The 12,675-nt window shown below is 62.8% G+C and carries 9 protein-coding genes; all 9 read left to right on the forward strand.

Going from position 1 to position 12,675, the window contains the following annotated elements:
* Positions 1-2: 2 nt before the first annotated feature.
* The 9 genes from kdpB to AC2YI2_RS02780 all read left to right on the forward strand — a co-directional run bounded on the left by kdpB (position 3) and on the right by AC2YI2_RS02780 (position 12,672).
* Positions 3-2,039 carry a potassium-transporting ATPase subunit KdpB gene (kdpB, locus tag AC2YI2_RS02740; protein WP_487384879.1) on the forward strand — a complete coding sequence of 679 codons (2,037 nt, stop codon included), beginning with the start codon at positions 3-5 and terminating at the stop codon, positions 2,037-2,039.
* Positions 2,036-2,614 (forward strand): potassium-transporting ATPase subunit KdpC, encoded by a 579-nt coding sequence (kdpC, locus tag AC2YI2_RS02745; protein WP_487384880.1) that lies wholly within the window; start codon positions 2,036-2,038, stop codon positions 2,612-2,614. Before kdpB ends, kdpC begins: the two co-directional genes overlap by 4 nt.
* A gap of 15 nt (positions 2,615-2,629) precedes the next feature.
* Positions 2,630-5,320 (forward strand): ATP-binding protein, encoded by a 2,691-nt coding sequence (locus AC2YI2_RS02750; protein WP_487384881.1) that lies wholly within the window; start codon positions 2,630-2,632, stop codon positions 5,318-5,320.
* Positions 5,317-6,018, forward strand: coding sequence for a response regulator (locus AC2YI2_RS02755; RefSeq protein WP_487384882.1), 702 nt, complete (start codon positions 5,317-5,319; stop codon positions 6,016-6,018). Before AC2YI2_RS02750 ends, AC2YI2_RS02755 begins: the two co-directional genes overlap by 4 nt.
* Before the next feature lie 349 nt (positions 6,019-6,367).
* Complete coding sequence (locus AC2YI2_RS02760) at positions 6,368-7,375, forward strand: LacI family DNA-binding transcriptional regulator (protein ID WP_487384883.1); 1,008 nt, start codon at positions 6,368-6,370, stop codon at positions 7,373-7,375.
* A gap of 49 nt (positions 7,376-7,424) precedes the next feature.
* Entirely contained in the window at positions 7,425-8,660 is a 1,236-nt protein-coding gene (locus AC2YI2_RS02765) for an ABC transporter substrate-binding protein (RefSeq protein WP_487384884.1), read from the forward strand.
* Between the two features lie 294 nt (positions 8,661-8,954).
* A complete protein-coding gene (locus tag AC2YI2_RS02770) occupies positions 8,955-9,872 on the forward strand; it encodes a carbohydrate ABC transporter permease (protein ID WP_487384885.1) in 918 nt (305 codons plus the stop codon).
* Positions 9,869-10,732 (forward strand): carbohydrate ABC transporter permease, encoded by an 864-nt coding sequence (locus AC2YI2_RS02775; RefSeq protein WP_487384886.1) that lies wholly within the window; start codon positions 9,869-9,871, stop codon positions 10,730-10,732. Before AC2YI2_RS02770 ends, AC2YI2_RS02775 begins: the two co-directional genes overlap by 4 nt.
* 23 nt (positions 10,733-10,755) lie before the next feature.
* Positions 10,756-12,672, forward strand: a complete 1,917-nt coding sequence (locus AC2YI2_RS02780; protein WP_487384887.1) for a glycoside hydrolase family 127 protein — start codon at positions 10,756-10,758, stop codon at positions 12,670-12,672.
* Positions 12,673-12,675 lie beyond the last annotated feature (3 nt).

Consider the following 12,675-nt stretch of genomic DNA (forward strand, 5'->3'; position numbering starts at 1 on the left):
TCATGAAAAATCAAACAACCTCGCTGCTCGATCGGGCGATTATCGTCCCGGCCTTCAGGGACGCCTTTCGCAAGCTCGATCCGCGCCTGCTGTTCCGCAATCCTGTCATTTTCGTCACCGAGGTCGTCGCGGCCCTCGTCACGCTGTTCTTCCTGCGCGACCTGGCGCTCGATCCTTCCAACGCCATCTTCTCCGGACAGATCGCAGCCTGGCTCTGGTTCACCGTGCTGTTCGCCACCTTCGCCGAAGCCGTGGCGGAGGGACGCGGCAAGGCTCAGGCGGAGAGCCTGAAGCGCGCCAAGACCGACCTGATGGCCTATCGCCTGCCGAAGGACGGCAGCTCGCTCGAAGAGCTCGTTCCGGCAGCGACATTGAAGGTCGGCGACATCGTGCTGGTTGAGGCCGGCCAGCTGATCCCCGTTGACGGCGAAGTCATCGAAGGCGTCGCATCGGTCAACGAAAGCGCCATCACCGGCGAATCCGCCCCCGTCATCCGCGAGGCCGGCGGTGATCGCTCGGCCGTAACCGGCGGCACCCAGGTGCTCTCGGATTCGATCAAGGTCCGCATCACGGTTCCGCCCGGCGGCACCTTTCTCGACCGCATGATCGCCCTGATCGAAGGCGCCGAACGCCAGCGCACGCCGAACGAGATCGCGCTCTCGATCCTGCTCTCGGGCCTGACGCTGATCTTCCTGATCGCTGTCGTGACGCTCGGTGGTCTCGCCGCCTATTCCGGCACGATCCTCTCCGTCACGGTTCTCTCGGCCCTGCTCGTCACATTGATCCCGACGACGATCGGCGGCCTGCTATCGGCCATCGGCATTGCCGGTATGGACCGACTCGTGCGCTTCAACGTCATCGCCATCTCGGGCCGCGCCGTCGAGGCCGCCGGCGATGTCGATACGCTGCTGCTCGACAAGACCGGCACGATCACCTTCGGCAATCGCATGGCCAGCGAATTCGTTGCCCTGCCCGGCGTCGAACCGGCCAAGCTGGCTGAAGCCGCCTTCCTTTCCAGCCACGCGGACGAAACGCCCGAGGGGCGCTCGGTCGTGGCACTGGCCAAGAGCGACTACGGCGTAACCGACCCCACCGATGTCATCGACGCCGTCGTGCCCTTCGCCGCCGAGACCCGCATTTCCGGCGTCGACATCGGCGGCCGGCGCTACCGCAAGGGCGCGGTCGATGCGATCCTCCGTCATGTCGGCGTCGACGCCGATCTCGCTCCGGCTGGTTTCCGCCAGGCGGTCGAACGGATCTCGCGCACCGGCGGCACACCGCTCGCCGTGGCTGACGGCAACACGCTGCTCGGCGTCATCCACCTGAAGGATATCGTCAAGCCCGGCATCAAGGAGCGCTTCGCAGCAATGCGCGCCATGGGCATCCGCACGGTGATGGTCACCGGCGACAACCCGCTCACCGCCGCTGCGATCGCCTCTGAGGCTGGCGTAGACGATTTCCTCGCCGAAGCCACGCCCGAGGACAAGCTCGACTATATCAGGCGCGAGCAGAAGGGTGGCAAGCTGATCGCCATGTGTGGCGACGGCACCAACGACGCCCCGGCCCTCGCCCAGGCCGATGTCGGTGTTGCGATGCAGACCGGCACCCAAGCCGCCCGCGAGGCCGCCAACATGGTCGACCTCGATTCCTCGCCGACCAAGCTCATCGAGATCGTCGAGATCGGCAAGCAGTTGCTGATGACACGCGGCTCGCTGACCACCTTCTCGATCGCCAACGATGTGGCGAAATATTTCGCCATCATCCCGGCGCTGTTCCTCGCCACCTATCCGGGACTTGCGGCGCTCAACATCATGGACCTCGGCTCGCCGCGCTCCGCCATCCTGTCCGCCGTGATCTTCAATGCGCTGATCATCGTCGCGTTGATCCCGCTCGCGCTCAAGGGCGTCAAATATAGGCCGGTCGGCGCAGCCGCCCTGCTCCGCCGCAACCTTCTTGTCTACGGCGTCGGCGGCCTGGCTCTGCCCTTCGCCGGCATCAAGGCGGTCGATCTCATCGTCAACGCGCTTCACCTGGTATGATCATGACCCAGATATTCCGTCCCGCCCTCTCATTGATGGTCCTCTTCACCCTCATCCTCGGTCTCGGCTACCCGCTCGCCATGACCGGCATCGCCCAGATCGCCTTCACCTGGCGCGCCGACGGCAGCCCGGTTCTGGTCGATGGCAAGATTGTCGGCTCCGAACTGATCGGCCAGAATTTTTCCTCCGACCGATACTTCTGGCCGCGCCCGTCCGCGACCGCTGATCAGCCCTACAACGGCGGCGCCTCGACCGGCACCAATCTCGGCCCGACCTCGGCCAAGCTGAAGGGAATGGTGGAAACCGAGGTAGCCCGTCTCAGGACATCCGGCCTGACCGGCGACCTGCCAGGCGACGCCCCGACCTATTCCGGCTCGGGCCTCGATCCCCATATATCGCCTGCCTTCGCCACGGCACAGATAGCCCGCATTGCCAAGGCACGCGGCCTGCCGGAGGCGGATGTCGCCCGGCTCGTGGAAGCGCAGATCGAAGGTCGCCTGCTTGGCCTGTTCGGCGAACCGCGTGTCAACGTGCTGGCCCTCAACATGGCGCTGGACGCCATGAAGGCCGGCTGACATACCATGTGACCGATGAACAAGCGGAAGTTCGAAACCGACACGAGACCCGACCCGGAAGCGTTGCTCGCGCTTGCGGGCCGGGGCGGTCGTGGACGGCTGACGATCTTCCTGGGCGCGGCGCCCGGCGTCGGCAAGACCTTTGCGATGCTGAGCCGCGCCCAGCGCCTCCAGCAGGAGGGGCACGATATCGTCATCGGCCTTGCCGAGACGCATGGCCGGCGCGAGACCGCCGACCTTCTCGAAGGGCTAGACGTTCTGCCAAGAAAACAGATCGACTATCACGGCCACACGATCGAGGAATTTGACCTCGATGCGGCGCTGGCACGTAAGCCACGCATCCTCGTCGTCGATGAGCTCGCCCACACCAATGCGGCAGAGTCCCGCCATCCCAAACGCTACCAGGACGTCGAGGAACTGCTCGACGCCGGCATCGATGTCTGGACAGCGCTCAACGTCCAACATCTCGAGAGCCTCGCGGATGTCGTCTCGCAAATATCAGGCGTTGCCGTTCGCGAAATCGTGCCTGACAGCATCCTCAACAACGCAAGTGACATCATCCTCATCGACCTGCCCCCGGCCGAACTCATCCAGCGGCTGGAACAAGGCAAAGTCTATGTTCCCGACAACGCCAAACGCGCTCGGGACAAGTTCTTCCGGCTCGGCAATCTGACCGCCCTTCGCGAAATGGCGCTCCGCCGTACCGCCGATCGCGTCGACGATCAGATGATCGACTATTTGCAGCAGAACGCGATTGAGGGCAGCTGGCGTACGGCCGAGCGACTGATCGTCTGCATTGCCGCCGACCCTTCGGCCGAAGACGTCCTGCGAGCCGCCGGCCGCATGGCACAGAGCCTGAACGCGCCCTGGACCGCGCTCTTCGTCGAGCGGCCTGACCAACCCACGCCCGCATCCAGCCTGCGATATCTCGACGAGAACTTCCGGTTGGCGGAACGGTTGGGCGCCGAAACGCGCCGGCTGGTCGGCGCCGACTTCGTCGACACCATCCTCAAATTCGCCCGCAAGGAGCATGCCACGCAGATTGTGATCGGCACCGGTGGGCAACGTAGATACCTGTGGCAGCCTTCGCTGCTCGATGCCCTTATCCGTGCGGCGGAGGGCATCAGCGTACATGTGGTCGACACGAGAAGGCGCCCCAGATCGGAATCGCGCGAACAGAATCGACTGCCGCCATGGCGTCCGCTGGCGTTTGAGGCAGCCACGGCGCTTGTGGCCGTTACCGCCGCAACAATCGTCGGCCTCTCGCTGAACACGATCCTGCCGCTCCCGAATGTTTCTCTGCTCTATCTGCTCGCCGTCGTCTTTTCCGCTATCCGCGAGGGTTACCGCTCGGCGTTCCTCGCCGCGGTGTTGTCTGCACTGGCCTATAATTTCAGCTTCATCGAACCGCTCGGCACGCTGACCATCGCGGCGCCCCACGAGGTCTTCGCCTTCTTCATCTTCATAGCAGCGGCGATCGTGGCGGGCGGCATCGCTTCACGGGTACGCGAGCAACGTGCCGTCGCCGTCGAGCGGGCACGCGTGACCGAGGCACTCTACGATCTGTCGAGCAAGCTCTCCGCTGCATCGCGCAGCGATGAGGTCGTCTGGGTTGCAGCGACCCAGCTCAATAGTCTCTTGAAGCGTCAGATCATCTTCTACCTGCCGAACGAAGCCGAGCCCATGCTGGCAGCGAGCTGGCCGCCCGATGACGTGCCTGAGGTAATCGACACCGCTGCAGCACGCTGGGCTTTCGAGAAGAAGGAGCCGGCGGGAGCCGGCACCGGGACACTGCCTTCGAGCAAATATCAGTTTCGCCCGCTGCAGAGTCCCACGGGCATTGTCGGCGTCTGCGGCTTCCGCTTCGAGAATGGGCCGCTCGACAGCGCCGCACAGCGGATTTTCGAAGCGACGATTCACCAGACAGCCATTGCCATCGATCGCGCGGAACTTTCGCGCACGATCATGGACCAGGCCGCCAAGCTTGCCGGTGACCGATTCCGCTCCGCGCTGCTCTCATCGATCTCGCACGACCTCAAGACGCCGCTCGCGACCATTACCGGTGCGGTGTCGAGCCTCAAGGAACTGGGCGAGCGGATGAGTGCCGAGAGCCGCCGTGACCTGCTCGTCTCGATCGAGGAGGAGGCCGAGCGGCTGACCCGCTTCGTCGGGAACCTGCTCGACATGACGCGGATCGAGGCCGGAACGCTCGAGACCAAGGCGGACTGGATCGACGTGCGCGAAGTCGTCCACCAAGCCGTCGAGCGGGCACAGAAGTATTTTCCGGAAGCCGAAATTGAGACAAGCCTTGCGCTCGATCTGCCGCTGATCAGGGGTGACAGTGTGCTTCTGGGCCAGGTGCTGTTCAACCTGATCGACAATGCCGTGAAATATGGCGGCAACACCCCGGTCTCGGTTTATGCCAAGAAGGATGGCCGCGAGCTCGTCTTGTCGGTCACCGACCTCGGCAAGGGCATCCCCGAAAAGGATCTCGAACTTGTGTTCGAGAAGTTCCATCGCGGCGGCCGCAAAACCGATGGCCGACGCGCCGGCACAGGGCTCGGGCTTGCCATTGCCCGTGGTTTCGTGGAAGCGATGGGCGGGACCATCAGGGCCGAAAGCCCGGCGATACGCAAGCGCGGCACGCGGCTCGTACTGCGACTGCCCGTGCAGGAACAGGCTCTCATGGAGGAGAACCCGACGTGAGGGAAGCCCGAGTACTCGTCGTCGACGACGAGCCGCAGATCATCCGGTTCCTGAAGCCTGCGCTGGAGGCGGCAGGCTATGAGATAATCGAGGCGGAGACCGGAGCCGAGGCGATCCACAAGGCGGTCACTGCCGCGCCCGATATCATGATCCTCGACCTCGGCCTGCCCGACATGGATGGCAAGGACGTGATCTCCCGTGTCCGCGCCTTCAGCCAGATTCCCGTCGTCATCCTCTCGGCCCGCGACCGGGAAAGCGAGAAGATCGCAGCCCTCGACCTCGGCGCCGACGACTATGTCGAAAAGCCCTTCCGCATCGGTGAATTGATGGCGCGGATCCGCACCGCGCTACGCCACTCCGGAAAGACCGGGAAGACTGTCGAGAGGATCGAGGCGTCAGGGACGGTGATCGACTTCGTGCATCGCCGCGTCGAGAGAAACGGCCAACCTCTTCGGCTGACGCCCAAGGAATACGACCTGCTTTCGGTCCTGGCGCGCAGTGACGGCAGGGTGCTGACGCATCGTGCGCTGCTGACCGCCGTCTGGGGGCCAGCGCATGCGGAGGACACGCAGTATCTGCGCGTCTTCATCGGCCAACTCCGCAACAAGCTGGAGGATGACGCCAATCACCCGCTGCTGATCCAGACAGAACCTGGCGTAGGCTATCGCTTCGTGGCGGTCCCCGAGGGCCACGACTGAGGATCATGACCTCGGAGCGCGTCGACGCATCACCGCGAAGCGTTCACAATCTTCCTTGCCGCTAACGTCCATGCCACATCCGCGTTCACGTTCGGGCGTGGGAAGACCCCCCGGTTGAAATACGCCCAGCAGACGAAACTCTCGCTCCTGCTCCGCCGCTGCATGATGAACATCGGAGCAGCCGGTGACAACTCTCTTGTCCAATCAATGGCCTCTTCAACGAGCAGGCGTCTCTGAGTGGTCAATGGAAAAATCATATGAGAAAACGTTTTCTCATATTGACACTGGATAAGAGAAAAGGTTTTCTCACGTCAACAATGGAAGGGAGGCCATTCTGAACGCTCAGCGCTTGAAGGGCAGTCGCATCACGATCCACGACCTCGCAAGGGCCGCTGGCGTCAGCGTTTCGACCGTGTCGAAGGCGCTCAACGACAATGGCCGCATGGCCGATGCGACGCGTGAACGGGTCAAGCGGATCGCCCGCGAGATCGGCTTCCGGCCCAATGCACTGGCGCGCGGCCTGCTCTCCAATCGCAGCTTCACCGTCGGGCTCCTGACCAACGACACTTACGGCCGCTTCACGTTGCCGGTCATGGCCGGGATATCCGAGGCGTTGGTCGATCACGGGGTATCGGTCTTCCTCTGCGCGATCGAGGATGACCCCGCGCTCGCCAAGATCCATGTCGATGCCATGCTGGACAAACAGGTGGATGGCATCATCGCGACAGGCAAGCGGATCGACAAATCTCTCCCGGTCGATCTCGCTGGCCTGCCGGTGCCCGTCGTCTATGCCTTCACCAGGGGCGCCGACGATAGCGTGACCTTCACCTCCGACGACGGCCACGGCGCGACGCTGGCGACGCAATGGCTGCGGGAGATCGGACGCAAGCGGCTCGTGCATGTTACCGGGCCGGAAAGTTTTGCCTCGGTCGGCGAGCGCGCCGATGCATTTCGTGGCACTGCCGGCAAGGATGCCCCGGTGCTGCATGGCTCATGGTCGGAGGACTGGGGCCACGAAGCGATCGATAGGATCTGGAAAGCGGGTGGCGCTCTGCCGGACGGCATCTTCTGCGGCAATGACCAGATCGCGCGCGGCGTGGTCGATGCTTTGCGCGAGCGTCATGTCGATGTGCCAAAGGACGTCTCGGTCATCGGTTTCGACAATTGGGAGATCATGGCGGAGCAGACGCGGCCGCCGCTCACCACCGTCGACATGAATTTGAAGAATCTCGGCCGCGAGGCCGGGCTGATGGTGCTCGCGCTGGCCGAAGGCACGGCGGTCGAGCCCGGCGTGCGGCGGTTGCCCTGCAGGCTCGTCGTCCGGAAATCCTGTGGCGGCGACAGCCGGCAGACCTGATCTAGAAATTGGACCCGGAGGAGCGGGTCCGCATTTGGGAGGAGTGACAATGCTTAGGAAATTGATGGCCGCAACGGCCCTGATCTCTGCGCTCATGGTGTCGACGGCTTCGGCCGAGACAGTCACCATGTGGGTGCGGTCGGGTATCGGCGATTCCTTCAAGGAAGTCGTCAAGGCCTATAATGCCAAGGGCGGCGACACGGTCGAGATGACCGAAGTGCCCTTCGCCGAACTGGTGCAGAAATATGCGACCGCGATCGCCGGCGGCCAGGCGCCGGACGCGCTCTCGCTCGACCTGATCTACAACCCGGCCTTCGCGGCCGCCGGCCAGCTTGAAGACCTGAGCGACTGGGCAAAGGCCCTGCCCTATTTCAATTCGCTCTCACCGTCGCATGTCAAGCTAGGCACCTATGATGGCAAGGTCTATGGCATGCCGCTGTCGGTCGAAACGTCGATCTTCGCCTGGAACAAGGACCTCTACAAGAAGGCCGGCCTCGATCCTGAAAAGGCGCCGACCACCTGGGACGAGATCACAGCGAATGCCGAAAAGATCCGCGCGCTGGGCGGTGACACCTATGGCTTCTACTTCTCGGGCGGCGGCTGCGGTGGCTGCATGATCTTCACGTTTACGCCGCTCGTCTGGGGTGCGGGCGCGGACATCCTGTCGGAGGACAGCAAGACGGCGACACTCGACACGCCGCAGATGCGCAAGGCAATCGAGATCTACCGCAACCTTGTCGCCAAGGACACGGTGCCCGCTGGCTCGCAGAGCGACAACGGCGCCAACTTCCTGTCCTTCACCAATGGCAAGATCGGCCAGCAGAGCCTCGGTGCCTTTGCCATCGGCACGCTGGTAACCCAGCATCCGGAGATCAATTTCGGCGTGACGCTGATCCCCAGCGTCGACGGCAAGACCTCGTCTTTCGCCGGCGGCGACAATTTTGTCGTGACCAAGGGCACGCCGAAGCTCGAGTCGGTCAAGAAATTCCTCGAATATACCTATTCGCTCGAGGGACAGAAGATCCTGGCCAAGTATGGCAGTCTGCCGACACGCGGCGACATCGCCAACGAAGTCCTCGAAGGTCTCGACCCGCGTCTCAAGGTCGGCATCGACGCGATCGCCGTTGCCAAGACGCCCTATACGCTGCAGTTCAACGACCTGATCAATTCGTCGAACGGCCCCTGGGCGACCTTTATCAATGCCGCGATCTATGGCGATGACGTCGATGGCGCGTTTTCGAATGCGCAGAGCGAGATGCAGTCGATCATCGATGCGGCGCAGTAGGTGACGCAATGCTGCCGGGAGGTTCACCTCCCGGCAATCCATCTCCAATCATTTGGACTTGCATATGCTGAACCGTTGCAGCCCCCCTCATCCGGCCCTTTGGGCCACCTTCTCCCCGCTGGGGAGGAGAGGGAGCACGCCGCACCGCTTCTCCATGAGCGGCGACGTATCGGCTCTTGCGTCGGACGCGACGTCTTGGATCTCTTCTCCCCAGCGGGGAGAAGGTGGCCCGAAGGGTCGGATGAGGGGGAACCGCGTCCACCGGTCGGCAGCCGTTGAAATGGTCGAACTCTCATGACGATATTGGCAGAGATTCAAGCGCGTGCCACCCGCCGCCCTCGCCGCAGCTCCGGCTGGCGCGGCATTCTCTACATCGCGCCGGCCATGGTGCTGGTGGTGATCTTCTTCGTCGCCCCGGTGATCTTCACCGTGTGGATGAGCCTGCACAAGTGGCCGCTGCTCGGTACACCTGCTTTCAATTGGGGCTCGAACTATACCCGCATGCTTGTTGATAGCAGATTTTTCTCGGCGCTTGGCTTCACCGCCTATTACACCATCGTCGTGACCATCGCGATCTTCGTCGTCGCCTTTCCCTTGGCGATCTTCGTCGAAAAGCAGAGACCGTTCATCTCCGCTTACCGAACCATCATCTTCCTGCCCGTCGTCGTCGGCCTGGCGTCGGCTTCGCTGCTCTGGGTGTGGCTCGCCAATGTCGATAGCGGCCTGTTCGGACCGCTGTTCCAGATGCTGGGGCTGACGACAGGACGGATCAATCTGCTCGCCAAGTTCGACACGGCCTTCCTGACGATCATTGTCATGGTGGTCTGGAAGATTGCAGGGTTTACCATGATCATCCTGCTCACCGGCCTGCAGGCCATTCCCACGGAATTGACGGAGGCGGCAAGGATCGATGGCGCGCGGCGCTGGCAGCGGTTCCGCTATCTGACATTGCCGCTGATGCGGCGGACGCTGGCGCTGGCGCTGATCCTCTCGGTGACCGGCTCGATCCTCGCCTTCGACCAGTTCTACATCATGACCTCGGGCGGACCACAGAACAAGATGATCTCCGTTGTCTACTACATCTTCATCCAGTCCTTCGTGTCCTTCAATCTCGGCTATGGCGCAGCACTTTCGATCGTGCTGCTCGCCATTCTCGTGGCGCTCTCGATCGTACAGCTCTGGCTGCTTCGCGTCAGGGAGGACCAGCCATGAGGACACGGCGGGAAATACGGGCGCGCAAGGCGCTCTGGGACAAGATCGCCTATCACGGCGTGGGGATCGGCGTTTGCTTCTTCTTCCTCGCGCCCTTTGTTATCACCCTGATCTCATCCTTCAGGCCGAACAGTGAATCTGGCTCGCCGCCGCTGCCGCCCTGGCCGCGTTCGGGCGTCAGCTTCGATGCCTATCGGGCGCTCGATGGCTTCGGCTCGGGCGTGTGGCAGCACACGGTCAATTCGCTGGTGGTCTCGATCGGCACGGTGCTGCTGACCGTCGCCGTCAGCGTGCTCGCGGGCTACGGCTTCTCGCGCTACAAGTTCCCGTTCAAGAACGTGTTCTTTGTGCTGATCATCGCGACGCTGATGATCCCGTTCCAGTCGATTCTGACGCCGCTGTTCATCATCCTCGCCAAGCTCGGGCTCAACAATTCGCTGTTCGGGCTGATGCTGGTCTATGTGACGCTGCAGCTTCCCTTCTCGGTCTTCATGATGCGCAACGCCTTCGACGCCGTGCCGAAAGAGATCGAGGAAGCGGCACGCATCGATGGCGCACGCGACCTCAAGATGCTCGTCCGCGTGCTGCTCCCGCTCGTCATGCCCGGCGTGGCGACGGTGGCGATCTTTGCCTTCCTCAATGCCTGGAACGAGTTCTTCGCGGCCCTGATCCTGTTGTCGACCAATGAGAACTTTACGCTGCCGGTGCTGATGACCGCCGTACGTGCCGGGCGCCTTGGCGCCATCAACTGGGGCGCCGTGCAGGCCGGCGTCGCCGTCATGGTCGTGCCCTGCCTCTTCGTCTTCCTTCTTTTGCAACGCTACTACATGCGCGGGCTGATGGCCGGCGCGGTGAAATGATATCGATGAAAGTGAGTGCCGACATGAACAAGAGAGACCGCCAGTTCCGCCCCGTCGCCGTTCCCGATGTCGATGTCGGCGGGTTCTGGGGCAAATGGCAGGATGCCGTCAGCGATTCCACGGCCGAGATCCTGCTCGACCGTTGCGAGAAGGCCGGCATGATCAAGGCGATCGACGTCAGTCAGCCGAGCCCTGGCATCGTCATCCCGATCAGCCCCTGGGGCGGGTCGACGCAGATGTTCTGGGATTCCGATCTCGGCAAGTCGATCGAGACCATCGCCTACTCGCTGTACCGCAAGCCCAATCTTCATCTCGAAGCCCGCGCCGATGCGATCATCGACATGTATGAGAAGCTGCAGGGCGATGATGGTTATCTGAACGCCTGGTTTCAGCGCGTGCAGCCCGACCGGCGCTGGACCAATCTGCGCGACCATCACGAACTCTACTGCGCCGGCCATCTGATCGAGGCCGCCGTCGCCTATTACCAGGCGACCGGCAAGCGCAAGCTGCTCGACATCATGTGCCGCTATGTCGATTACATGATCTCGATCTTCGGCCATGGCGAGGGGCAGATGGCAGGCTATTGCGGCCATGAGGAGATCGAGCTGGCGCTGGTCAAGCTCGCCCGCGTGACCGGCGAGAAGAAGTATCTCGAACTGTCGAAATTCTTCGTCGACGAGCGCGGAACCGAGCCGCATTTCTTCACCGCCGAGGCAATCCGCGACGGCCGCGATCCGGCGGACTTCCATCAACGGACCTACGAATATGGCCAGGCGCACCAGCCAGTGCGCGACCAGCGCAAGGTCGTGGGACACGCGGTGCGTGCCATGTATCTTTATTCTGGCATGGCCGACATCGCCACCGAATACAAGGATGACAGCTTGACGACGGCGCTCGAAGCGCTGTGGGACGATGTCGTCACCAAGCAGATGTACATCACCGGCGGTATCGGGCCCTCGGCGAGCAACGAGGGCTTCACCGACTATTTCGACCTGCCGAACGAAACGGCCTATGCCGAGACATGCGCCTCGGTCGGGCTCGTATTCTGGGCGAACCGGATGCTCGGACGCGGCCCGGACCGGCGCTATGCCGATGTCATGGAGCAGGCGCTCTATAATGGCGCGCTGCCGGGCCTTTCCACCGACGGCAAGACATTCTTCTATGACAACCCGCTCGAAAGTGCCGGCAAGCATCATCGCTGGGTCTGGCACCATTGCCCCTGCTGCCCGCCGAATATCTCGCGCCTCGTCACATCGATCGGCTCCTACATGTATGCCGCTTCGGACGACGAAATTGCCGTTCACCTCTTTGGCGAAAGCACGTTGCGCTGCGAACTGGCCAACGGCTCCAAGGTGACGCTAAAGCAGATCACCAACTACCCCTGGGAAGGCACGATCGCATTCACCGCCGAACTCGCGGCGCCTGCCCGCTTCGGCCTTTCGGTGCGCATCCCCGAATGGGCCGAAGGTGCGACGCTCAGCGTCAACGGCACAATGATCGACCTCGATGCCAATGCGGTCGACGGCTACGCCCGCATCGAGCGCGAATGGCATGACGGCGACCGCGTCGCGCTGATCCTGCCGCTCGCGCTCCGCCCGCAATTCGCCAATCCCCGGGTGCGGCAGGATGCCGGCCGCGTGGCGCTGATGCGCGGACCGCTGGTCTATTGCGTCGAGACGACAGACAACGGACCGTATCTCAACGCCATCGTCCTGCCCAAGGAACTGCCGACCGCCGAGACTGCCGTGATCGACAATCTCAATGGCGCGGTCGCCGTCGATCTCGATGTCATTAGGGAAGACACCGTCGATTGGGGCAAATCGCTCTATCGCAAGGAGCCGGCGAAGAGAGAGGCTGCCAAGGCGCGCTTTGTGCCCTATCATCTCTGGGATAACCGCGAACCGGGCGAAATGCTGGTCTGGCTTCAGTCGGAGAAATAGGTT

It is taken from the genome of Rhizobium sp. SRI_017, assembly GCF_057586295.1.

What these genes read in the sequence shown, in the direction of transcription:
- kdpB (WP_487384879.1), top strand. Translation starts at nt 3, where the DNA reads ATGAAAAATCAAACAACCTCGCTGCTCGATCGGGCGATTATCGTCCCG.
- kdpC (WP_487384880.1), top strand. Translation starts at nt 2,036, where the DNA reads ATGATCATGACCCAGATATTCCGTCCCGCCCTCTCATTGATGGTCCTC.
- AC2YI2_RS02750 (WP_487384881.1), top strand. Translation starts at nt 2,630, where the DNA reads ATGAACAAGCGGAAGTTCGAAACCGACACGAGACCCGACCCGGAAGCG.
- AC2YI2_RS02765 (WP_487384884.1), top strand. Translation starts at nt 7,425, where the DNA reads ATGCTTAGGAAATTGATGGCCGCAACGGCCCTGATCTCTGCGCTCATG.
- AC2YI2_RS02770 (WP_487384885.1), top strand. Translation starts at nt 8,955, where the DNA reads ATGACGATATTGGCAGAGATTCAAGCGCGTGCCACCCGCCGCCCTCGC.
- AC2YI2_RS02775 (WP_487384886.1), top strand. Translation starts at nt 9,869, where the DNA reads ATGAGGACACGGCGGGAAATACGGGCGCGCAAGGCGCTCTGGGACAAG.
- AC2YI2_RS02780 (WP_487384887.1), top strand. Translation starts at nt 10,756, where the DNA reads ATGAACAAGAGAGACCGCCAGTTCCGCCCCGTCGCCGTTCCCGATGTC.